General features: G+C 65.8%; 17 protein-coding genes. 10 read left to right on the forward strand and 7 right to left on the reverse strand.

Annotated elements, in window-relative coordinates:
* Nucleotides 1–36 precede the first annotated feature (36 nt).
* Nucleotides 37–1443, reverse strand: coding sequence for a sugar nucleotide-binding protein (locus tag ACLKM7_RS13850; protein ID WP_436447744.1), 1407 nt, complete (start codon nt 1441–1443; stop codon nt 37–39).
* A complete protein-coding gene (gene rfbB / locus ACLKM7_RS13855) occupies nt 1443–2441 on the reverse strand; it encodes a dTDP-glucose 4,6-dehydratase (protein WP_436447745.1) in 999 nt (332 codons plus the stop codon). Before rfbB ends, ACLKM7_RS13850 begins: the two co-directional genes overlap by 1 nt.
* A 70-nt stretch (nt 2442–2511) precedes the next feature.
* Between rfbB and rfbA the strand changes: the two genes are divergently transcribed.
* From rfbA to ACLKM7_RS13885, 6 genes are read left to right on the forward strand one after another with little or no spacing between them, the layout of a single operon-like run.
* Nucleotides 2512–3384, forward strand: coding sequence for a glucose-1-phosphate thymidylyltransferase RfbA (gene rfbA / locus ACLKM7_RS13860; RefSeq protein ID WP_436447746.1), 873 nt, complete (start codon nt 2512–2514; stop codon nt 3382–3384).
* A gap of 17 nt (nt 3385–3401) precedes the next feature.
* A complete protein-coding gene (locus ACLKM7_RS13865) occupies nt 3402–5348 on the forward strand; it encodes a rhamnan synthesis F family protein (protein ID WP_436447747.1) in 1947 nt (648 codons plus the stop codon).
* Nucleotides 5345–7285: a rhamnan synthesis F family protein gene (locus ACLKM7_RS13870; RefSeq protein ID WP_436447748.1), complete on the forward strand. Its 1941-nt coding sequence runs from the start codon at nt 5345–5347 to the stop codon at nt 7283–7285. Before ACLKM7_RS13865 ends, ACLKM7_RS13870 begins: the two co-directional genes overlap by 4 nt.
* A gap of 38 nt (nt 7286–7323) precedes the next feature.
* Nucleotides 7324–8238, forward strand: a complete 915-nt coding sequence (locus ACLKM7_RS13875) for an ABC transporter permease (protein ID WP_436447749.1) — start codon at nt 7324–7326, stop codon at nt 8236–8238.
* A gap of 2 nt (nt 8239–8240) precedes the next feature.
* Nucleotides 8241–9455 (forward strand): ABC transporter ATP-binding protein, encoded by a 1215-nt coding sequence (locus ACLKM7_RS13880; RefSeq protein ID WP_436447750.1) that lies wholly within the window; start codon nt 8241–8243, stop codon nt 9453–9455.
* Nucleotides 9456–9460: 5 nt separating this feature from the next.
* Nucleotides 9461–11302: a glycosyltransferase gene (locus tag ACLKM7_RS13885; protein WP_436447751.1), complete on the forward strand. Its 1842-nt coding sequence runs from the start codon at nt 9461–9463 to the stop codon at nt 11300–11302.
* Between the two features lie 297 nt (nt 11303–11599).
* On the opposite strand, the gene ACLKM7_RS13890 is transcribed toward ACLKM7_RS13885, so the two are convergent.
* Together ACLKM7_RS13890 and ACLKM7_RS13895 are read right to left on the reverse strand one after the other, a co-directional pair.
* Complete coding sequence (locus tag ACLKM7_RS13890) at nt 11600–13006, reverse strand: glycosyltransferase family 4 protein (protein WP_436447752.1); 1407 nt, start codon at nt 13004–13006, stop codon at nt 11600–11602.
* Nucleotides 13003–14598 carry a DUF2142 domain-containing protein gene (locus ACLKM7_RS13895; RefSeq protein WP_436447753.1) on the reverse strand — a complete coding sequence of 532 codons (1596 nt, stop codon included), beginning with the start codon at nt 14596–14598 and terminating at the stop codon, nt 13003–13005. Before ACLKM7_RS13895 ends, ACLKM7_RS13890 begins: the two co-directional genes overlap by 4 nt.
* A gap of 109 nt (nt 14599–14707) precedes the next feature.
* Between ACLKM7_RS13895 and ACLKM7_RS13900 the strand changes: the two genes are divergently transcribed.
* From ACLKM7_RS13900 to ACLKM7_RS13915, 4 genes are read left to right on the forward strand one after another with little or no spacing between them, the layout of a single operon-like run.
* On the forward strand, nt 14708–16558 hold the full coding sequence (locus ACLKM7_RS13900) for a hypothetical protein (RefSeq protein WP_436447754.1): 1851 nt from the start codon (nt 14708–14710) through the stop codon (nt 16556–16558).
* A gap of 43 nt (nt 16559–16601) precedes the next feature.
* Nucleotides 16602–17333, forward strand: coding sequence for a glycosyltransferase family 2 protein (locus ACLKM7_RS13905; protein WP_436447755.1), 732 nt, complete (start codon nt 16602–16604; stop codon nt 17331–17333).
* Nucleotides 17330–17764, forward strand: a complete 435-nt coding sequence (locus tag ACLKM7_RS13910; RefSeq protein ID WP_436447756.1) for a DUF2304 domain-containing protein — start codon at nt 17330–17332, stop codon at nt 17762–17764. Before ACLKM7_RS13905 ends, ACLKM7_RS13910 begins: the two co-directional genes overlap by 4 nt.
* Complete coding sequence (locus ACLKM7_RS13915; RefSeq protein ID WP_436447757.1) at nt 17754–19004, forward strand: hypothetical protein; 1251 nt, start codon at nt 17754–17756, stop codon at nt 19002–19004. The genes ACLKM7_RS13910 and ACLKM7_RS13915 overlap by 11 nt, the downstream gene beginning before the upstream one ends.
* Here ACLKM7_RS13915 and ACLKM7_RS13920 read toward each other — a convergent pair.
* Genes ACLKM7_RS13920 through ACLKM7_RS13930 form a run of 3 tightly spaced genes read right to left on the reverse strand, consistent with a single transcriptional unit; the run spans nt 19001 to nt 22096 of the window.
* On the reverse strand, nt 19001–19936 hold the full coding sequence (locus ACLKM7_RS13920) for an NAD-dependent epimerase/dehydratase family protein (protein ID WP_436447758.1): 936 nt from the start codon (nt 19934–19936) through the stop codon (nt 19001–19003). The genes ACLKM7_RS13915 and ACLKM7_RS13920 overlap by 4 nt on opposite strands.
* A complete protein-coding gene (locus tag ACLKM7_RS13925) occupies nt 19933–20943 on the reverse strand; it encodes a GDP-mannose 4,6-dehydratase (protein WP_436447759.1) in 1011 nt (336 codons plus the stop codon). Before ACLKM7_RS13925 ends, ACLKM7_RS13920 begins: the two co-directional genes overlap by 4 nt.
* A 55-nt stretch (nt 20944–20998) precedes the next feature.
* Nucleotides 20999–22096: a glycosyltransferase family 4 protein gene (locus tag ACLKM7_RS13930; protein WP_436447760.1), complete on the reverse strand. Its 1098-nt coding sequence runs from the start codon at nt 22094–22096 to the stop codon at nt 20999–21001.
* Nucleotides 22097–22105 lie beyond the last annotated feature (9 nt).

Consider the following 22105-nt stretch of genomic DNA (forward strand, 5'->3'; position numbering starts at 1 on the left):
CGTCGAGGTTTCGCGTGTCGGGCAGTGCGAGAGCGGTCAGTTCGCGAGGAAGCCCCGCAGCATCGACATGGCGTCGGCAGGCTCGAAACCGGTAGCGCGAATCTTGGCCAGGTCGAGGGCGCTGTTCCGCGGGCGCGGCGCTACCGGTCCGGCCGCGGAGGCGAAGTACTCCTCGGTGCTCACTCCGCTCACCTTCGAGGGGTCGTGGCCCGTGAGCGTGAAGACCTCTCGAGCAACGTCTGCCCAGCTCAATGGCGCCCCGCTGCAGGTGAGGTTGTAGGTGCCGAACTTCGCACCCGAGTCGATGAGGTGAGCGATCGCGCGCGCGATCTCTGAGGTGAAGGTCAGTCTGCCGCGTTGGTCATCTACCACGTTCGGGTCGATGCCCCGCTCCGCGAGCGAAGCCATCGTGCCGACGAAGTTCTTTCCGTCCCCGATCACCCAGCTGGTCCTGACGATGTAGTGTTGCGGCGCGGTCGCCGCCGCCGCGTCGCCCGCCGCCTTGGTCTGCCCGTAGACGCCCAGGGGCGCCACCGCGTCCGTCTCGCTGTACTCCGTCGACTTCGTCCCGTCGAACACATAGTCGCTCGAGATGTGAACGAGCGTGATCCCGTACTTCGCGGCGATCCGCGCGAGCGCGGCCACTGCTGTCGCATTGGTCGCCCAGGCATCGCGACGGCCTGCGGGTGTCTCGGCGAGATCCACCGCGGTGTACGCGGCCGCATTGATGATGACCTCATAGTCACGCCAGTGGCGTGCCGAATCGAGATCCGTCATAGTGAGATCGAAATCAGCCCGGGCCGCGTACTCGACATGGGATGCGTCGCCGAACTCGCCACGCAATGCCCGCCCGAGCTGCCCACCGGCTCCTACGACGAGCACCTTGCGGGGGAGGACGGGGGTGACGTCGGCGAGCCGTGGGTGTGCAAGATCCTTCGCCGAGATCTCCACATCCGACAACGGGATCGGCCACGCGATCGCGGCCGTCTCGTCGGCCAGATTGAGGAAGGCGTACTCCGCCTCTGGCGACCAGTGGTCATTGACCAGGTACGTGTACGCCGTATCGATCTCAAGCGTCTGGTAGGAGTTGCCCACGCCTCTCGGGACGAAGATCGCGCGCGAAGGATCCAGTTCGGTGCTGAAGACCGCACCGTATGTCGGCCCCTCGCGAAGGTCGACCCAAGCGCCGAATATCCGGCCGGTCGCCACCGATACCCACTTGTCCCACGGTTCGGCGTGAATACCTCGAGTCGTTCCGACAGCGTCGTTGAACGAGATGTTGTTCTGGACGGGACCGAAGTCGGGCAATCCCAGCGCCATCATCTTCTCGCGCTGCCAATTCTCCTTGAACCATCCCCGCGAGTCCCCGTGCACAGGCAGATCGAACACGACGAGGCCCGGGATGTTCGTCTCGGTGCGTGCCAGGGCCTTACCGAAGCTCATCACTGACCCTTCGATGCGTAGAAGGCTTCGACGCCGTCCTTTGACGGCGCCCACCAATCCTCGTGATCCCGGTACCACTGGATCGTCGCAGCGAGACCAGCCTCGAAGTCGCGGTACGCGGGCTGCCAGCCCAGCTCCGTGCGCAGTTTGGTCGAGTCGATCGCATACCGCAGATCGTGGCCTGCTCGGTCTGTGACGTGGTCGTAGGCGTCCGTCGGCTGACCCATGAGGCTGAGGATCGCCTCGACGACCTCCCTGTTGTTCTTCTCGCCATCCGCCCCGATGAGGTATGTCTCACCGAGCACACCCGCCTCGAGAATGGCCAGGACAGCCGAGGAGTGGTCGTCGGCATGGATCCAGTCGCGCACGTTCTCGCCCGCGCCATACAGCTTCGGGCGGATGCCGCGGATGACGTTCGTGATCTGCCGGGGGATGAACTTCTCGACGTGCTGGTAGGGCCCATAGTTGTTCGAGCAGTTGGAGAGAGTGGCGCGGACGCCGAACGACCGCACCCACGCCCGCACGAGCAGGTCACTGCCGGCCTTCGTCGACGAGTATGGCGATGAGGGGTTGTAGGGCGTCAGCTCGGTGAAACGGGCCGGGTCATCGAGTTCGAGATCGCCGTAGACCTCGTCTGTCGAGATGTGGTGGAAACGGCGGTCGTGTCGACGCGCTGCCTCCAGCAGGGTGTACGTGCCGATGATGTTCGTGTCGAGGAATGGACGTGGGTCGTGCAGCGAGTTGTCGTTGTGGGATTCAGCCGCGTAGTGGACAACTGCATCCACCTGTGAGAACAGGTCGTCGACGAGGGTCGCATCGGTGATGTCGCCGTGGACGAAGGTGAACCGGTCTGACGAGAGCCCGTCGAGTGAGGCCCGATTACCGGCGTACGTCAGCTTGTCGAGGACGGTGACATGGTCATCGGTGTTCTCGAGCACATGGTGGACGAAGTTCGAGCCGATGAAACCGGCGCCGCCAGTGACCAGGAGTCTACGCATCGTTCCAGGATACTGGGCAGTGCTTTGGGCCAGGTTTGGTGCTCCTCGACCCATGCCGGAGACTAGATGCATGCGTGGCATCATCTTGGCAGGCGGCACGGGCTCGCGACTGCACCCGATCACCCTGGGAATCTCAAAACAGCTCGTCCCTGTCTACGACAAGCCGATGATCTTCTACCCGCTGTCGACCCTCATCCTCGCGGGCATCCGCGACATCCTGATCATCACCACTCCTCAGGATTCGGACCAGTTCGAGAGGCTCCTCGGGGATGGCAGCCGCTTCGGCGTCTCCATCACCTACGTCAGGCAGCCGTCTCCTGACGGGCTGGCCCAGGCGTTCATCCTCGGGGAGGAGCACATTGGCAGCGACTCGGCCGCGCTGGTGCTCGGAGACAACATCTTCTATGGCCAGGGGATGGGCACGAGGCTGCGCCAGTACACCGAACTTTCCGGGGGCGTGGTCTTCGGCTACTGGGTGGACGACCCGACGGCATACGGCGTGGTCGAGTTCGACGGTGACGGCAACGTCGTCTCGCTCGAGGAGAAGCCCCTGGCGCCGAAGAGCAACTACGCGGTCCCGGGCCTCTACTTCTACGACAACGATGTGGTCGAGATCGCGAAGAACCTGACGCCTTCTGCGCGGGGCGAGCTCGAGATCACCGATGTCAACAAGGCTTATCTGGAGCGCGGAGATCTGAAGGTGGAGCTGCTTCCACGTGGCACTGCCTGGCTGGACACGGGCACTTTCGATTCGCTGAGTGAGGCGACCGACTTCGTTCGCACGGTCGAGAAGCGGCAGGGTCTGTCGATCGGCTGTCCCGAAGAAGTGGCTTGGCGCATGGGCTTCCTGACCGACGACGAGCTGCGCCAGCGGGCGGAGCCGCTGGTGAAGAGCGGCTACGGCGCCTACCTTTTGAAGGCGCTGCAGCAGGGTTTGCGCTGAACGGCTCCGAGTCGCCGATGAAGTCCGACGACGTAACCGCTGCCCCGTCCGCCGACGCCGTGACGAATGGGTCCCGACTCATCGTCTACGCGCTATCGCGAGCCGACCGTCGCATCGACGATTTCGTGCTGCACGCGCTGTCGGCGTTGCGCCCGCACGGTGAGCGCGTCGTCGTGATTGTGCCGGATGATGCACAGGTTTCGGAGCTCGAGCGACTTCGTTCAGTTTCGGATGACATCCTCTCCGTCGCCGCGACCGGATTCGATGCCGCCTCGTACGCGCTCGTCGTCGATGCCGAGGACGACATCTCCCGGTACGACGAGGTGGTGCTTACCGGAGATGCCTGGTTCGGTCCCGTCTCCCCTTTCGGTCCGGTGCTCGAGCGTATGGCGGGCGAGTCCTCGGTGGTGTGGGCGATGGTCGAGAACGCGGCAGGGCTGCCTGAGGCGTTCCCGCATGCCGAATTCTCTCGGCCGGTTCTGCCGTGGGCATGGATCGCGGTGCGCCGCGCCGCGTTCGCGTCCGGTGAGTGGAAGCGGTACTGGTCCGAGCGCGCCACCGACCTGGGACCCGGGGAGGAGACGGCATTCCTTCGCCATTTCGAACAGGCAGGGTATGAGCCGTCGTTCGCGTTCCCCGCCGCCTCGTACCCGAGTGCCGATCCGGCCCTCCTCACCCCGAGCCTGCTGCTCGATGAGGGATGCCCGTTCCTGCTGAGAGCGCTGTTCCTTCAGTACCCGCCATTCCTCGATCGCTTCGCCGTCATCGGCCGCGAGATCCTCCAGCATCTCGACGAGCTCGGCTTCCCCATGGCGCTGGTATGGCAGAACCTGGCCCGCAACGTCCAGCCGAAGGCGCTCTACGCGATCGGCGGCATGGTGGAGGTACTCCCGGACATCGACATCACCTACGACCACAGTGCACCGCTGCGGATCGCCGCGATCGTACACGTGAGCGATCTCGTCTCGGTGCCGGATCTCTTCTCGCGCTTGGGGCATTTACCGTCGCCCTATCATCTGTTCGTCACTACGACAGACGGCAAGCGGGCAGCGCGACTCCAGCGCCTGCTGGAGGGCCGCGACGACCCCCATCTTCTTTCGTTCGATGTGCGAGTGACGCCCGCAAACCGCGGTCGCGACATGAGCGATTTCTTCGTTGGGTGCCGTGACGTTCTGCTCAGCGGGGACTTCGACCTCGTGGTCAAGGTTCACGCCCGTCGTACGCGCGCAAAGACGGTGAACGTCCGTCGCTATTTCCGGCGATACCAGTACGACAACCTGCTGAACAGTCCAGGGTACGTAGCCAACCTCGTCGCCCTGTTCCAGAAGGAGCCCGGACTCGGCGTCGTCTTCCCTCCGATGATGCACATCGGACACTCCACGATGGGCCACGCGTGGGGAGGCTTGAGAGAGACTGCGGAGGAACTGGCGCGTGATCTCGGCATCGCGGTCCCCTTCGACGCCGTGTCCCCCCTCGCGCCCTTCGGGGGGATGTGGATCGGTCGGCCCGAGGCGCTTCTGCCTCTCATGGGCAGACGCTGGATGTTCCGAGACTACGGAAAGCGGACCGGGCAGCCCTATCGGAATCTGGCGCGGGTGCAGGAGCGCCTCATCGCCTACGCTGCCGCTGATTTGGGGTACCACACTCGGACGGTGCTCACTCGGGAGCATGCGTCCATCAGCCACACCATCCTCGAGTCCAAGATCGACAACCTCTTCTCGACGACGCGGGGGTGGCCGGTCGAGCAGATCGCCCTCATGCAGCGTGCGGGAGATGTCGGGCATTTGGGGATCGTCGCGCTCGCGCGCATGTACATCCGACTGAATCACCGTCGCCTCGCGCGGATGACGATGCCGCTGTTCGAGCTCGCGCTGCGCACGGTCGTCGTCATGAAGTACGTGCGCCGCGGTGGCCGCATTCTCACCTCGGTCATGAGAGGGCGCTCGCTGGAGGGTGGACGATGAAGACCGCGGAGCTGATCACCTTCCCGACGAAGGACGCCGCCGAGTTCCCTCCCGACGGACGGCGGCTCCTGATCTACGTCATCTATGACATCCGAGGTGACGTGGAGGAATACATCCCCTACGCGCTTACGCGTCTGCGTGAGCATTGCGCCCGAATCTTGATCGTCGTCAACGGTGCGCTGTCAGAGATCGGCAGGTCTCGGCTCGCCCCGCTCTCGGATGAGATCGTCGTCCGGGAGAACCGTGGGTTTGACATCTGGGGGTACAAAGCTGGGCTGGATGCGGTAGGTGAGGACATCGCGGAGTATGACGAAGTACTCCTCGCCAACGACACGTGGTTCGGCCCCATTCGCCCCTTCGGCCCGATCTTCGAGCGGATGGACCGCAGCGCCCTGCACTTCTGGGGGATGACCGATCATGTGAGAGTCGAGCCCAATCCGTTTACGAACTCGGGATACCTGCCCTACCACCTGCAGTCGTACTGGATAGCCGTGCGACGTGACATGTTCTTGTCACAGGACTGGATCGAGTATTGGCGCGATCTTCCTCAGATGGACACCTACGCTGATGCTGTCGTCAAGCACGAGGGCATCTTCACCGAGCACTTCACAGATCGCGGCTATGTCGGCGAGGTCGCCTTTCCGACGCTCACCGACAAGGTGGAGAATCACGCGGTCCTCTACGCCGAGCAGTTGATCCGTGCCGGGTGCCCGACGCTCAAGAGACGGCCGTTCTTCCAGTGGCCCGCTTATCTGGACCACCTCGCGGTCGTCGGCCGGTGGACGCTGGACGCCGTCGAAGAGTACGGCTACCCGATCGAGCTGATCTACGCTGATCTGGCCCGTAACGTCGAGCCCCGCACGCTCAACGCCGACGCTGCCATGCTCGAGGTCCTACCGGACTTCCCATTCGCGTACGATCCGGCGATTCCGCTGAGGATGCTCGCGGTGGTGCACATCTTCTACCCCGAGATGACCGACGAGCTCCTTGACCGCCTGAACGTGCTCCCCGGCGCGTTCGACCTCGTTGTGACCACATCGGATGATGAGAGGGCGAAGACCATCCGTGAGGCCATCGCGGCCAGGCCCACGCCAGGATCGATCGAAGTGCGCGTCGTCGGGTCGAACGATGGACGGGATCAGTCGGCGTTCCTCATCGGATGCCGCGACCTGCTGTTGAGCGACGATTACGACCTGGTCATCAAGCTCCACTCGAAGAAGACGCCGCAAGATGCGCACAACGTCGGTCGACATTTCAAACGTCAGCAATTCACGAACCTGCTCAACAGTCCCGGGTACGCCGCGAACCTCGTCGGGCTCTTTCAACGAGAGCAAGGTCTCGGACTGGTGTTCCCCCCGACGATCCACCTCGGTTATCCGAGTCTCGGCCACGGTTGGTGGGCGAACAAGCCGGCGTTCGAGGAACTCGCACGGGAACTCGGCATCCGGGTTCCGATCGACGAAATATCGCCGCTCGCGCCGTTCGGGTCCATGTTCGTCGCGCGCCCGGCTGCGCTTCGCCTTCTGGTCGAGCGCGAATGGAGATACGAGGAATTCGGGGGGGCGGAGGCCTACCAGGACGGGGGGCTCGCGCACGTGCTCGAGCGGATGCCCGTGTACGCGGCCGGCGAACTCGGGTTCCATAGTCGCACCGTTGCCAACGCCGAGTACATCGCCTCCAGCTATGCCGCACTCGACTACAACCTGGATCAATTCTCGAGCACATTGCGGGACAGTACGATGGAGCAGATCCAGTTGCTGCGGGCCGCAGGTCCGGTGGAGTACGGAACGCTGACAGACTTCGCACGCATGTACTCCCGCTTGCGCCGACCAGGGGCGGAGGCGATTCTGGTCGCTGCGGCGGAGCGGATCCTGAGAGTCCGTGGCGCGCTTGGGCGCGTCAGGGCAGTGGTCCATCGGCTCCGCCCACGCCGTTGATCAGTGTCCCAGGGGCGCACGGTTAGGATTGACCAGTTATGCCCGAGTTCATCCCCGCCGCTGAAGAGCGCTTTGCCCGTCTGGACGGGTTGCCCATGCGCAGCGTTGGCGCGCCGGGATCGGGCTGGGACGCCTTCGCGCGACCAGTGCGGGAGATCTTCGCGCACCGCGAGATGCTGGGACTGCTCGTCCGTCGGGATCTCAAGGCGCGATACAAGGATTCGGCGCTCGGCTTCCTCTGGGCGCTCGCGCGTCCGCTCGTGCAGCTCGCCATCTACTACGTGGTGCTCGGACACTTTCTGGGCGCGGCGCGCGGCATTCCCGACTTCGCGGTCTACGTCTTCGCCGGCCTCACGGCGATGGGACTCTTCCAGGAGATCGCGGTCGGTGGTACCGGATCGATCATCGCCAATTCCGGCCTCGTCAAGAAGGTCTACATGCCGCGCGAGGTGTTCCCGCTTGCCAGCGCGGGCTCTGCGCTGTTCAACTTCGGCGTGCAGGTCGTCGTGCTGTTCATCGCGACCCTGCTCGTGGGCAAGCCACCTTTCACTCTCGACTTCTTGTTCGTCTTCCCTTCGCTGGCGGTCCTGCTGGTGTATGCACTGGCTTTCGCGCTGCTCTTCTCGGCGTTCAACGTCTACCTGCGCGACATGCAGTATCTCGTCGAGGTGGCGACGATGCTGCTGTTCTGGATGTCTCCGATCGTCTACTCGTGGCAGATGGTCGCGTCGATCATCACGAACCCCATCCTGCTCGAGATCTATACCGACAACCCGCTGACCTTGGCTGTGCTCGGCTTCCAGCGAGCCTTCTGGGTCGCGGGAGAGGACTTGGCGCAACCAACTCACCTGCTTCTCAGACTTTTCATCGCTCTTCTGATCGGGCTCGTTCTGTTGCTGGTGAGCCACCGTGTCTTTCTGCGCCTACAGGGCGACTTCGCACAGGAGCTGTGAGCATGACCACCACGTCCACAGCCTCGTCCACGGCGCGATTGCGCCCCGAGGTCGTCCGGATCAGCAACGTTTCGAAGCGCTTCACGGTGCGCAAAGACTCCTCGCTCAAGGAGCGCATCGTCACGCTGGGGAGAGCCGGCCGGGCGCACAAGCAGGATTTCTGGGCGCTCAGCGATGTCAGCCTCGACATCCGTGCAGGAAACACCATCGGTCTCATCGGACACAACGGCTCGGGTAAGAGCACCCTGCTGAAGGTGATCGGCGGGATCATCCAGCCGACGTCAGGATCGGTCGAGCAGCGCGGTCGGATCGCGGCGTTGCTCGAACTCGGGGCTGGCTTCCACCCCGATCTCACCGGGCGCGAGAACGTCTTCCTCAACGCTTCGGTACTGGGACTGAGCGCCGAGGAGACCGCCGCGCAGTTCGACGCGATCCTCGAGTTCTCAGGCGTCGGCGAATTCATCGACACGCAGATCAAGTTCTACTCGTCGGGCATGTACGTCCGGCTCGCTTTCGCCATCGCCGTACACACCGACCCCGACATCCTCCTCGTCGATGAAGTGCTGGCGGTCGGCGACGAGCAGTTCCAGCGGAAGTGCCTCGACAAGATCAGAGAGTTCCAGTCCGAGGGGCGAACGATCATCATCGTGAGCCACGCCCTCGACCAGATCGCCGCACTGTGCGACCGCGTCATTCTTCTGAACCGCGGACAGATGGCGTACGACGGCATACCCGTGACGGCGATCGAGCGTTTCCGTGAACTCCTGGCGAACAACGCCGTGGGCCAGGCGCGGCCGGACGAGATCAGCACCGCCATGGCCATTCAGGGCATCGAGATCCTGGGCGCGGACGGATCGGAACGGCACACGCTGTCGGTGGGTGAATCCTTCGTCATGCGCGTCCGCGTCAAGTCATATCTGCCTGTGAGCGAATGGGCGATCGGCTTCAGTATCGACACGGAGATGGGCCAGATGGCCCTCGCATCCAACACGGATCTGCTCGAGCTGCAACTCGCTCCCCTCGATGGCCAGACGTCCGTGGACATCGCGGTCGATGGTGCGCAGCTCAGCGCTGGTCGCTACGTGGTCAACGCAAACGTCTCAGGCATTAGCGTCAGCGCCTCGCACTCGCTCATGCAGGGTGCTCAGTTCACCGTCGAAGGCCGACAGGTCACCATCGGGCCGGTCGCGGCCTCCATTCGCGTCGTCGAGAACTAGCACGGATGCCGGCAGCAGTGCGGAGGCAGTGCGTCCAGCGCATTCTGTTCCCCCAGCCGGGAGACGACGATGCGCGTTCACTGTACGTCCGCGCGGAGCCGGGTACGGTGTCCTGGGATCGGTCGAGCCTCACGATCGCAGGCGGTGCCACGGCATCCCTCTCGACGTATTTCGGAGCCTTCCCGGCGGGGCACTGGCGAACTCACACCGGCGTCGAGCACGTCACGGTCGTGGCGGAGTTCGATCGCCCGGCGACCGTTCGCGTCTGCGCCGCCGACGATCGGGTGGGGCGCCGCGTCCTGGCGACGGTCACTGCCGACGGCGCATTCTCGTGGGACCTCGCGATCAGCGACGGCACCTGGTTCTGGCTCGAGATCGACGCCGGTCGCGAGGGCACGACGCTGCGCGAGGCAGCCTGGCTCGCAAGAGAGGCGCCCTCTGCCACGGCGACCGTCTGCATCACCACCCACAACCACGGCGCGGATTGCGTCGGCGTGCTGGAGCGGCTGGCAGCGGATGAGAGCGTCGCGGAGCAGGTGGTGCGGATCATCGTGGTCGATCAGGGCGATCGGCCGGTGCGCGCGGCGCCCGGCTTCGCCGAGGTGGCAGTCGTGCTCGGCGAGCGGCTCACGCTTGTCGAACAGCCCAATCTCGGGGGATCCGGGGGCTTCAGTCGGGGCATCGTCGAGTCGCTCGAAGAGGATGCCAGCCATGTGCTACTGCTCGACGACGATGTGCTGCTCGAGCCGGAGTCCCTCCGGCGGATGCTGGCCTTCGCGGCCCGCGCGTCGGGTGAGTGCATCGTCGGCGCTCAGATGCTGAGCCTCACCGACAGGACGCTGCTCCACTCCGTCGGCGAGCGGATCGAACCCCGCGGATTCTGGTGGACCTCGGTCGACCCGGCCCTGGCGCCCGTCGATGTCGTGGCCGCGACGCTCGAGGACACTCCGGGCCTTCGCGTCGTCCATGACGTGGATTTCAACGGGTGGTGGATGTGTCTCGTGCCGCTCGCACTGGTACGACGGGTGGGCGCATCCCTCCCTCTCTTCATCAAGTGGGACGACGCCGAGTTCGGCCTGCGAGCCGCCGCCGACGGCGTGCCCACAGTCACTCTCCCCGGTGCCGCGATCTGGCACATGCCGTGGACAGGCAAGGATGACGGCCTGGACTGGCAAGCGTATTATCAGCTGCGCAATCGACTGGTCACGGCGTTGATCCACTCTCCGTCCCACCGGGGCGGCGGCGTGCTGTCGTCGTCATTCGCCCAGGATGTCAACCACCTGCTCTGCCTGCAGTACGGGTCGGCGGCGGCGCGCCGGGTTGCGCTTCGCGACGTGCTTCGCGGTCCGGCGCACCTGCCCCACACGATCGCCCGCCGCACCGCCGACATGCGTGCCCTCATGGAGCGCGCCGGACAGACGATCGTTCCGCACACCGCGCTCCCGGGCGATCGTGGTCAGTTGCCGCCGCCGCCGCCGTCCGGGCGTCTGGAAACCGCGCGACGCCTGGCGCACGTCGTGGCACATCAACTCCGAGGGGCTCGCACGGCACACGGAGAACCGGTCGACCTCGCGCTTGCGCGCTCCGAGGGAAAATGGTGGGCGCTCGGGCTGGTCGACAGCGCGACGGTCGAGAGCGCCACAGGCAAGGGAGCCTTCATCGCGCGCCGTGATCGGCGCCGGTTCACCCGGCTGCTGTGGGACACGCTCAGCTTGCGCGCCCGTCTCTGGGTGCGCTGGCCGCGGTTGGCCCGCGCGTATCGGGCTGCAGCTCCGGGACTGGCCTCGCCGGCCGCATGGCGCAGGCTGTTCGAGGTTGCTGAGACCGAACTCCTCCACGACGGGTAGCAATCGAGCGCACAGCAGGCCGACTCGCGGAACTGAGTCCGCGCCCCCTTTGCTTCTGAGACCCGGGCAATGGAGCGGGGCGTATGGGTGTGCCCTTCGACATGAGATCAGCCGAGCTCGGCCGAGCGGCCGCTCGATTCTGGCTTGGCCCGGCGTGGTACTCAGGCTGCTGGGGCTCCACGGGGGCCGGGGTTCGCTCCGACTACGAGCATCTCGGCCGTGTCGTGTCACGCCAAGCGCGGCTTGAGACCGTCCCGACAATGCGCAACGGGCGTGGGCGGAGGTTCGCCGCCGGCGTCAGTCTCTCTGGAGGCGCTCCCGCCGGGTCAGCATCTTGCTGCGCACGAGCGCCGGCCCTCCCTGTTTCCAATAGTGACGGAACAGTGCGAGATCCCTACGCGGTCCGCGTGGCATCGCCAGGATCCTCTCGAACGGCGTGCCGCCCGCCGAAGACCTCTTGAGCACGAGCTCGCGGTCGGGGGCCGGGCGGGGGTCGACGCAGAACTCGACGAGGGGGGCGAGAGCGCGCGACCACGTGAATTCGTCCCGGACGATGCGGAGGTTGCGTGCCGCCGTCTCACGCGCCTCTTCGTTGCACACCATCTCTATGATCGCAGCGGCGAGTGCAGTCGCATCGGCGGGCGGAACGACGCGACCGATGCCGCGGTCCCGGATCAGCGTGGCGAAGCTGTCACCCTCGGTCGCGACGATCGGGAGCTCTGCCCAGAGGTAGTCGAGGATGCGCGTCCGGAATGCGAACCGCGTCTCGGCATGCAGGAGATGCGTGCTCACTCCGAGGTCGGCATCGAGCAGATAATCGGCGCGTCGCTCGTAATCGACCCAGGCGTCGTTGAAGAATACCGTGCGGTCGATGAGCCCGAGCCGCTCGGCTATCTCGACGGTGTCGGCGAGCGCCCGCATCTCGGGGATGTCGGGATTGAAATGTCGCGCGCTCAAGAAGAAGAGCTTGATCTCTGGATGGTCCTCCGCCAGCAGCCCCATAGCCTCGACGAGGGTAGCCGGATCGAACCAGTTGTAGATGCCGCCGCCCCAGATGAGAACCTTGTCGTCGGCGCCGATCCCGGGAACCGTGCCCTTGATGCCATGGCTCCGCTGAACGGGGCGCTCCTCGGGAAGCCCGAACGGCACGAGCCGCAACAGCGATTCGAAAGTGGGATCCGCAACGTACGTCGTCGGATTCAACCGACCCATTGATGACAAACCGCCGAGCCAGAGGTCGCGCTGCGCTTCAGACGCACACAGAAAGCAGTCAGCCCGGCCGAGCTGCTCGTTGAGCAGAGACACCGCCTTCGTGACCTCGTCGGCCCACTCGGCCGGCGGTGCGTACTTGTTCATCTCCAGCTGCTCGAGCTGGAACGGGTCGTAGAGATCGGCGACGACGATCTTCTGCGTCTGAGCGATGCTCGGAAAGACCCGGAACGACGTGCCTTGCACGATGATGACGTCGGCCCACTGCTCATGGTCGCGCATCTGACGGTCGTCGGCCTCTCGCACGTGCACCGTCTCGAAGCGGTCGGACGCACGTTCGATCCGATTCCACGAGACGATCCGCACGTCGCAAACCGCCGACAGGGCGTCGGCCATGTGCCATACGCGGATCGCCGGTCCCGCCATCCGCTCGCCGATCAGGTCGCCCGTGATGATCAGCACGCGAGTGCGTGCCACGGCGGCTTCCGGCGTCACGGGGTCGCGCCTTCACGGGCAAGAGCGTCTTCGTTCGTGATGGTCCTGTCCGACCCAGCAGCCTCGGGACGTGGAACTGCCGGCGTCTCGTGGGACTCGCGGTCGCCGTCAGCATCCGGCGATGGGATCGCGTCCTCGTTCGCTGCGCGTCCGATGGGAAGCTGGAACGCGAGCAGCGCGAGCATCCCCGCGAACGCCAGCCCGCCACCGAGCCACACCAGGAGCGGACTGGGCATCCATGCCCACCACCACTCTGCATTCGCGCCGGGGTCCGCCGTGAACCGGTCGAGACCGGTGGTGTACCGCTGGATGTTGGTGTGCAGCGCGACGACGTTCGCGATCCCCAGCGCCGCGACGACCGCGATGGCCCGGAACCCGCCCCAAGCTCGGGCGATATCGAAGCGCGCCGATGCGACTCCGATCGTGATGATCATCAAGGGCATGAGGTAGCGCGGCTGGATGAGCTCCCCGACGAGCATCCGCGACTGGCCGAGCAGTACGACGGGCACGAGCCACATCGCAGCCACGCCGAGCGTGATGGAGATACCGCGCCGCACGTTCGCACCCCCGCCGCCGATGAAGAACGCACCCCAGAACACCGCGCCCGCGAGTACTGTGACGACGGCCGGCATCGGGGTGTCGAGCCAGCCGAGTCCCCAGCCGCCCAGCGCGCCCATCCACAGGGTCGGAGCGTGGAGCAGATTCGAAACATGCTGCGAACCCGACAGCGGCAGACGTTCGCTGTCTATGCCCCCGACGATCGAGGATCCCTGCCACGCGCTCAGGTAGAACGCGACGCTCATGACGGTGATGAGCGCCGCCGTGATGATCGGGATCAACGGAGGGCGCCTCCATCGAAGACCCAGCACCAGGGCCATCATGACCCCGAATACGGCATATACGGCTGAATCCGCGCGCGCTCCTCCGCCGAGGACGGCGCCCAGAACGGCGAGCCCGGCGAGAACCCATCTGCGGCGCCCGTCGGTCTGGAGCGCGCCGTACAGCGAGATCCACACGGTGGCAGCCGACAGCAGTGCCCACGATGACGGATTGGTCGAGCCGTAGACGAACATGCCCAGCGGAACCGCAGTCGCCACGACGGAGATGAGCAGAACCGGCCGCAGTCGACGAGGCAAGGCGAAGAAGACGCCCGTGAGGAGGCCCACAGCGATGGCGCTGTTGACGAGCTTCATCACGAGCACCGAGGCCGCGACATTTGGACTGGCGAATACCGACATCGCGCCGTAGAAGAGGGGCGGGTACAGGCGGTCGACGTTGGCGCGCAGCACCTTCGACATGCCCTGGGCCTCGCCATTCCAGCAGTCGGCGCTGGCGCCATTGTTGTACGCGTAACAGGTCGCGGTCGTCACCGGCGTCGGCACATAGCGCTCGACTGCGTCGTCGTCGCGGTTCTCGCACAGACCGTCACGGTCGCCCAGGCCGCACCAGATCGAAGCGAGGTGGAAGTCGTCGTCCGGCGATGCGCCGACAGGAGATGCGACGGACCAGGCGCCGAGTGACAGAAACGCCAGTACGGGTATCAGGATCGAAATGATCAGCTTATGGCGAGGCGATCGGGTGCGGCGTGTCACCTGAGCATCGTACCCGCAGGGGGTGTGAGGCCACTTTTCACAGGCGGTACGGACTATTGTTCAGACGGCGCCTTCCCTGGTCGACCCGCGCCGAAAGAGGAGAACTGGGATGCCGCGACCTCTGGGAGCGCACCCGCGCATGATCGTGCTCGGCGTGTATCTTGCCCTGCTCGTCGGCGCGTGCGTGCTTCCGATGTTCGGGGGTTCCTTGCTCGTGCTGGTCTCTGTCGTCCTCGCGCCGGCACTTCTGCTGCTGAGATCACGCATGTCGCTCAGCGCCGGCCTGGCGTTGCTCTTCGTCGTCTTCGCGTGGGCGGTCCTTGTGATCATGGTGGTCGCTCGCTACACGGGACTTCCCGCTCTCGCGATGGTGATCGTCGTGGGCGCGGTGTCCGGTGCGTTCTGCGCGATCCGCCTGCACCGCCGTGGCTCCTTGTTCACGAGGGTCGACGGCGTCGACCTGGGGTTTGCGGCCTTCGGGGCGCTGTTGTGGTGCGCTGTGCTCCTGGGTGCTGCCGTCGTCCCCGGAGGGACGCCACTGTCATGGGCGATGTCGGGCGACGCTGCCAACAACGTGCTGTTCGCGCGGGAATTGCTGCAGGAAGGCGGGGTGGGACTCGGAAGGGGAGAGAATCCGGTCCCGCTGACGGCTGCCCTGATCGCACTCTTCACGCTTCCGGCGACGGTCATGGGTGCGCCCTCAGCGGGGGCGCAGATCATCGCGCTCGCCGAGATGTGGTCCTTCGGCATCGTCGTCTCCTGTCTGCTGTGCGGCGCTCTCGCGCTGAGCCTCGCCAGGGGGCGATCGACGATGTCGCTGATCGCGGCGGCCGTCACGTCGGCTCTTCCCCTGACGTGGATCATGCTGTCCGGTCCGGTGACGCTCGGGTTCGTGAATTTCCACCTCACGATCGCCCTGCTGATTGCGAGTCTCATCACACTCGTGCACGCAGGGCGTGCCGTGCTGACCTCGTTGGTCACACTCGCGCTGGCAGTCGCGCTCACACTCGCGCTCTGGGCGCCACTGGCAGGCATACCGGGCCTGGCCTTCCTGGTGCTATTGATCGTGCAACGCAAGGCGGTGCTGGGTCTGCGTCGCGGCAGACTGATGCTTGCGCTCGTGGCGGTGGCCCAGCCGGTCGCCGTCTTCTTCGCACTGTCGGTGCCGGCCCTGGTCGGCCAGGGGAATCTGCTCGAGGAAGCGCTCGGCGCCGTGTTCGAGTTCAAGAAGGTGATCGTCCTCGCCGTTCTCGTTCTCGCTGTCGGATTCGGTCTGCTCCACGCCCGCGCCACGAGGTCTCTCGATCTGATCTGGGTGCTGACCGCCCTCGTGGGCGGGGGTGGCGCCTGTCTTGCGCTCCTGCTCTGGCTGCGCCGCAATGAGGAGAATCTGTGGAGCTACTACCAGCTGAAGTTCCTGTGGTTCTTCCTCGCCATGCTCCTGATCGTCGGCGTCGCGGCCGGCCTCACCTTCGCTGCGGCAATCTCCGCGCGGAGCGTGCGCTCCGCGTTCGCTGTCGTCGTCACGCTGGCGACGATCGTGGGAGTAGGCGAGTATGCGCGAGCGACCGTTCCCACGTTCAGCAACGACTCCCAGGCGGTGAAGAGCCCACTCGCACGCATGCTCGTCGGCGATTTCTTCTCGGTAGGGGAGGACGACAGGGTCTTCGATCAGGTCGTCGACCTGACGGCGGCGACGGACCGCACCATTCTGTGGGAGTCGACGGACCCGGACGAGGACTCCATAATGTTCTGGGTCGTCCAGCTGTCGTCGACGGGTGTCGACGACGTCGCGTTGCGGAAGTTCGCGTATTACCACGATGGCCAGTCGATGGACGATCTCTGTACAGTGCGCGAACTCATCGGTCCGCCCGTGACTGTCGTCACGGCCGACGAGGCCATCGTGGCGGGGGCGGCGGAGGCCTGCCCGGAGCTTGGGCCAGTGGTCTTCGCGCCCTGAGGTCCGCGGGTTTGTGACAGTCGATTGATAGAATGGGAGCACCATGCCTGAGCAGTCCGAGCGAACGCTCATCATCGTGCCCGCATGGAACGAAGCACGTAACGTCGGCAACACCGTGCGTGAGATCCTGGATCAGGGTGCGGACTTCGATGTCGTCGTCGTCGACGACGGATCAACGGACAATACCGCGCAGGTGGCGCGCGAAGCAGGTGCCCGCGTCCTGGTTCTGCCGTTCAACATGGGCGTCGGAGGCGCGATGCGCACCGGCTTCACGTTCGCTCAGCGTCATGGGTACGAGCGCGCGATCCAGGTCGATGCCGACGGTCAGCACAATCCGCGTGACATCCCCCTGGTGCTGGCAGGTCTCCAGCGGGCGGACATCTCGATCGGCGCCCGCTTCGCCGAGGTGGGCGAGTACCAGGCGAGGGGCCCGCGGCGCTGGGCGATGGTCTTCCTCGCAGGCGTGCTCTCGCGGGTCGCGAGGACGAAGCTCACCGACGTAACGAGCGGCTTCCGGGCCGCCAACCGGCGAGCCATCGATCAGTACGTCCATTACTACCCGGCGGAGTACCTCGGCGACACCGTCGACTCGCTCGTCAGCGCGATCCACTCCGGACTCACCGTCACGCAGGTACCGGTCGCCATGCGCGCTCGCGTGCACGGCAAACCGAGCCAGAACCCGATCGGATCCACCATCTATCTGCTTCGATCGGTATTCGCACTGTCCCTCGCGTTGATGCGGGGCCGTCGCCGGTCCCTGGAGGTCAGCGCATGATCGTCATCGCCGGAATCGTCCTGGCGCTACTGGTTCTGGCCATCATCATCTCGCTCCTGCTGCGCCGCCGGCTGCGTGAGAAGTATGCGACGCTGTGGCTGCTGATCGGCATCGTGATCCTGATCCTCGCGATCTTCCCGGGACTGCTGCTGTGGCTGTCCAATGCGCTCGGCGTCGCGGTGCCCTCGAACCTCATCTTCGCCCTTGCACTGGTGCTCCTGATCGGTGTCGCGCTCCACCTCTCATGGGAGCTGTCCCAGGCCGAGGACGAGGTGCGGCGAGTCGCGGAGGATGTTGCGATCGTCCGCACCGAGGTCGAGGAACTGCGTAAGGCCGCGGGACTGGACCGTCAGGGCACCGGACCGACCGTGACGGGCCACGAGCCGGGGGAGCGTGCGGACGCCGACGGCCGCAACGGCGATGAAAGCTGAGGACGCCCGCGCCGGACTGCGCAGCATCCTGATCGCCACCGGGGTGGCGGGTATCCTCGGCTACGCTGTCCAACTCCTGGCTCCGGCCCTTCTGCCGGATGGAGCCGGATACGTCACCTTCGCGATCTACTGGTCGACGCTCTACCTTTGCGTCGCTGCCCTTTCCGGCGTGCAGCAAGAGGTGACACGTGCCTCTCGGCGTGCCGGGGATTCCCCGCCCAACGCGACGGTGCGCAACTTTGCGCTGATCCTCATCGGGATCGTGGTGGTGGCGGTGACGCTCGTCGCGCTCCTCGCCGGGCCGGTGGTGTTCCCGGGTGCCACCGGTGCTCTGGCGACCGCGCTCGGCGCGGGTCTGGCCGGATATGTGCTCGTCGCCGTCCTCGGTGGAGTGCTCTACGGCTTGCGGCTGTGGACGGCGGTGGCTTGGCTGACGATCATCGACGCGGGAATTCGTGCGTTGCTGGTGCTGCTGGGGTTCGTCGGCGGCTGGGCTCCCGAGTGGATCGCGCTCGCTGTGTCGGTGCCGTTCGGTCTGGCCTTCCTGCTCGTGTGGCTGCGCATGCGACGCAGCGTGGTGGGAGCCTTCCGCCTGGACGTGCGTCTTGGACGGCTGCTTGCCAACACTGCCGGCACGGTCCTGGCTGCAGCAGCCCTGGGCCTCATGATGAACGGGATGCCGCTACTGCTCGGCCTCGCGTCGTCCGGCACCGACCCCGTGGTGCTCGCGGGCCTGATCCTCACGATCACCCTGACGCGCGCCCCGCTCGTCGTCCCGCTTCTCGCGCTCCAGAGCTACCTGATCTCGATATTCCGCGAGGCGGGGCGGACGCTGATGCGTCGGATCCTCCTGGCGCTCGCTGCGGCGGCGGTCGCCGTCGCCGTGCTCGCCGGCCTTGCGTGGGCGATCGGGCCGTGGGCTATCGAACTGATCTCACGTGGACAGTACGCCGTCACACCCGCGATGATGGCGACGATCACGGCCAGCGCCGGTCTGGTGGGGATGATGTGCGTGACCGGCCCCGCGCTCGTCGGGCGCGGCAGGCACATTCCGTACACGGCGGGCTGGGTCACCGCCGCTGCGCTGACCGTCGCCGCGATGTTCCTTCCGCTGCCCTTTGATGCGAGGCTGACCTTGGCCCTGCTGGTTCCGCCGGCCGTCGGCCTGAGCGTCCACGTGGTCGCCGTGTGGCGGCATCCGGAGGCCGCCACCGCGCCGGAAAGCGAGAGCCTCGCCTAGACGGTTGGAGGGGCTTCCTGCGTCGCAACGAATTCGGCGACCGATCGGCGCCAGTCGATCGTCGGTGCCCAACCGAACTCGGTGCGCAACCGCTCGGCCGAGCCCGTGATCCGCGCCGGGTCCCCAGGGCGGAGGCGGGCGGCATCCACGATGAGTGGGGGAACGGGACGTCCCAGCTCCTCGCAGATGGCGGTGAGGATCTCGTGCCCGGTGCGGCTCGCGCCGGAGGCGACGTTGTAGATGAAATCGCGACGCTGCCCGGCCGAGACGATCGCAACATAGGCGCCGGCCACATCGCGTACGTCGGTGTAATCGCGAGCGGTCTCGAGATTGCCGACCCGCAGCCGTTCCCCGTCGGCGAGCTCACGGACGGCGCGGGTGAGGTCGGGCACGATGAAGCCGGGGTCCTGACCGGGGCCGATGTGGTTGAACGGGCGCGCGACGGCGATGTCGATGCCGCGGTGGGAATAGTACGCGGCCTGCGACTCGACGAGCAGCTTCGCGACCGCGTACGGCGAGGTCGCCCCCGTCGGAGACGACTCGGTGACGAGGGCGCCGTCCAAGCGCGGCGCATAGACAGCGCCTGAGCTGACGGCGAGCACGCGCGTGGGATGCCCGGCGTCCAGGATCGCCTCGCACATGACGGTGACCATGCGGCTGTTGACCTCGATGTAGCGCTGGGGTGCGTCGAACGACGGTCCGACCGCGGCGAGGCCGGCGAGATGGATGACCGCGTCGACCGGAGCCGTTACCGGCCATTCTCGAGTGAGGTCCGCCTCGAAGTACTCGTCTAGCAGCGTCGCGATCTCTTCCGGCGCCGTCTGCTCCCTGCCCACCGCCCACACGCGGTAACCCGCGTCGTGAGCGACCCTCACCAGGTGCCGGCCGACGAACCCGGTGGCCCCTGTGACGACGAGCGTCGGCGAGCTCACGAGGCCGGACCGCCCCCACTGCCCTGCTGGAGCCGGATGTCGTGCGCGACCATGCGCGAGACCAGTCCGGGAAAGTCGACGTCGCGGCGCCAGCCGAGGACGGATTCGGCTTTGACGGGGTCGCCGAGCAGGATGTCCACCTCTGCGGGTCGCAGCTGTGCGGCATCCTGCTGGACGTAGGGCCGCCAATCGTCGATTCCGATTTCGGCGAAGGCAAGCGTCAAGAAGTCCTCGATGGAGTGCGTCTCGCCGGTGGCCAGCACGAAATCGTCCGGCGTCTCGTGCTGCAGCATCTGCCACATTCCGCGCACGTAATCACCTGCATAGCCCCAATCCCGTTTGGGCCAGAGACTGCCCAGCTTGATGTGATCCTGCGTGCCCAGGCTGATCCGCGCGACCGCGTCCGTGATCTTGCGCGTCACGAACTCTTTGCCACGACGCTCACCCTCGTGGTTGAAGAGAATTCCGCACGAGACGAACATGCCATAGCTCTCGCGATAGTTCTTCGCGATCCAATGACCGTAGAGCTTGGCGACGCCGTACGGGCTGCGGGGATGGAACAGTGAATCCTCGTTGTAGCCGCTTCCGGGTCGGTTGTAGTCCAGCCCGCCGAACATCTCGCTGGTTGATGCCTGGTAGAAACGGCTGCGCTCGGCCCGGCCGGTGATACGGAGCGCTTCGAGCAGGTTCAGCACGCCCTTCCCCGTCACATCGGCCGTGAGCGTCGGGTTGGCAAACGAGAAGCCGACGTGGCTGACGGCGGCGAGGTTGTACACCTCATCGGGGTCGGAGCGTTCCACCGCCCGCACGAGCGAGGCGGGGTCCGTGAGGTCGCCCTCGATGATCGTCATGCCGGGGAACTCGGCTTCGAGCGTCGCGCGGCGCGGGTTGTTCTGACCGCGCACCAGACCGAAGACCTCGTAGCCCTCGGCGGTGAGGAGTTCGGCGAGGTGGCCGCCGTCCTGTCCCGTCACGCCGGTGACGAGCGCACGCTTGGTTGTTGACATATCTGTCCTCTTCTCGTTCGAGAGCTCAAGGCCACGCTGGATGGTGGCCGTTGCGTCAATGGAGGGCGAGTGCGCGCTCGAAGACGGCGAGCGTCTCGCGAGCAGTCCGGTCCCAGGTGAACAGGCGTTCTTGTGCGTGTCCGGCGGCGGTCATTCGGGCCTGGAGCGCCGTGTCGCCGACGATCTCGTCGATTGCCTCTGCGAGCGCGGCGGGGTCCTGCGTCGGAAAGAAGCGAGCGGCGTCCCCTCCGACGTACCGGTGCACGTCGATGTCGCTGAGCAGCACGGGCACCCCGGCGCTCATCGCTTCGAGCGTCGGCAACGAGAACCCTTCGGCCAATGAAGGGATCGCGAGCGCTGTGGCGGTCGAATAGAGGTGAGCGACCTCCTCATCACTGACCCAGCCGCGAAGCTCCACCCATCGTTCGAGGCCGAGCTCTTCGACCAGCGGCGCGAGCGGGTCCTCGCCGCGTCCCCCGGTGATGACGATGCGGGGCCGGCGCTCCGGCGGCAGCAATGCGATGGCTTTCGGCAGGGCGCTCCAGTTCTTGTGCGGCCGGCGATTGCCCATCGCGATGATGAGCGGCCCCTCCGAGTTGGCGAGCGAGCGGTCCACCCCTTGAGGGTGGCCGCCGGCGAGGGGAACCACATGCACGCGGGAGGGGTCCACCGTGAGGTACTTGTGGATCTCGGACTCCGACCCGGGGCTGTCGGTGATGATGTGGGCTGCATTTCGTGCGACCTGGCGCTCCATCCATTTCACCGGCTCGGTGTAGAGCGGGGTCGACATGAACTCCGGGTGACTCCAGTAGAGCATGTCGTGAATAGTGACCACAGTCGGCATCGCAGTGCGGCGAGGTCCCAGCGTTGCGGGAGAATGCACCAGGTCGGCGCGGAGCCTGCGGGCTTGCCGAGCCACCGAGAAGAGTTCGCCGTAGGCCCACGCGAACCGGTTCTCGCCACTGATACCGGAGTCGATGGTCGCTCCGGGGAACCACGACCGGTCCAGACCGTAGCCCTCGCGGCTGAGGTAGCCGATGAACTCCCAGCCAGGGGCGAGCTCGCCCAGTTTTCGGTACAGCTCGCGCGCGTAGACCTCCATACCGCCCTTCGTGCCCGAGTACGAGAGAAGGTCGACGAGCACGCGGGGCATGAAGAGCAG

Source organism: Microbacterium sp. I2 (genome assembly GCF_051364985.1).
Classification (GTDB): domain Bacteria; phylum Actinomycetota; class Actinomycetes; order Actinomycetales; family Microbacteriaceae; genus Microbacterium.